The sequence below is a fragment of the Nocardia sp. NPDC059228 genome (assembly GCF_042754245.1).
Taxonomy (GTDB): domain Bacteria; phylum Actinomycetota; class Actinomycetes; order Mycobacteriales; family Mycobacteriaceae; genus Nocardia.
The window spans coordinates 1-1278 of record NZ_JBHZAL010000127.1 but is presented as its reverse complement, the minus strand read 5'-3'; the positions used below and the strand labels follow the sequence as shown (position 1 = coordinate 1278).

The 1278-nt window shown below is 67.1% G+C and carries 1 protein-coding gene; it reads left to right on the top strand.

The annotated features are described in order from the left end of the window. Nucleotides 1–22 precede the first annotated feature (22 nt). A partial coding sequence (locus tag ACFXKA_RS42920; protein ID WP_379431895.1) for a hypothetical protein occupies nt 23–1278 on the top strand: 1256 nt, incomplete at its 3' end.

Below are 1278 nucleotides of genomic sequence, written 5' to 3'. Positions count from 1 at the left end.
TGTGGTGTTCGAGGCCACGGCCGTGGTGGTCGCGCTCTGGCTCACAGGACAACTCGCGTTCCTGCCGGTGGTCGACTCGGGGCCGTTCAGGGACGACTACGCCGCGTGCCTGACCGGCGAGAAGCCCGATACGCCGAGCAAGTCCCGTACGGCGGACATCAACGGCGCCCTGGCGGCCACGGAGGCGCTCGACATGATCAAGGATCAGAACGAGCGCGCCGAGAAGGAGCACCTGCCCGGCCGGATCGTGACCGTCGCGCTTCTCCACGCGTCACCACCGAAGAACGCGGACGAGCTGCGCTCCGCCGGCTCGATCCCCGAACTGCGCGGGGTGGCCCTGGCCCAGAAGGCCCTGCACAAAATCGCTCTGAACGACAACAACGGTGTCTGGGTGAAGATCCAGCCGTACGACGCGGGCGTGCAGTACAAGAACGCCGGGGCCAGGGTGAAGGAGATCATCGCGGATGCCAGGAAGAACCCGCGGCTGATCGGCGTGACGGGTTTCACCGAGAGCCGCGCCGCGACCGTCGAGGCGGTGAAGGACCTCAACACGGCCCGTATCCCCATCGTGAGTTCCACGGCGACGGCGAGGGACCTGGAACTTGGGAAGTACTACCACGGCGCCGCGCCGAACCACCGGCGCGAGGCGGAGGTCGTCGCCACGTTCATCGAGAACGCGAACACGATCCGGACGACCGGGGACAACTGTGTCCGGGCCGAGGACGTCGTCGTAGTGACCGACCCGAAGGACATATACAGCAGGGATCTGGGCGAGGCGTTCGTCAGCGAACGGCCGGACTCGGGCAAACGGATCGGATACTCACCCGGCGACCCCGACGGGGCGACGGCGATCCCCGAGCCGGATCTCGACACGCGGTTCAACGTCTCCGAAGTGGCCGAGGCGGTGTGCGCGCGTATCCAGGCGAATCCGCGGACGCTCGTCTACTGGACGTCACGGGCCCGCGAGTTCGGGACGTTCCTGGACAGGTACCAGCAGAGCAGCGAGTGCGCGAACCGGGACATCACGGTGGTGGGCGGCAACGAGCTCACCAACATCGCGCTCTCCCAGGACGTCAGGGACCACACATGGCTGAACCTCTACCACACGGCCCATGTACTGCCCGCCGACCACGAGGACCGCAACACGGTGGCCGAGGACTTCAACGAGCGGTACGCCGAGGAGTTCGGCGAGGACATATGGCTCGACGACGGCCATGTGGCTCTCGCCCATGACGCGGTCAGGGTGCTCGCCGAGGCGGCGAGCCAGGCCCTCACACC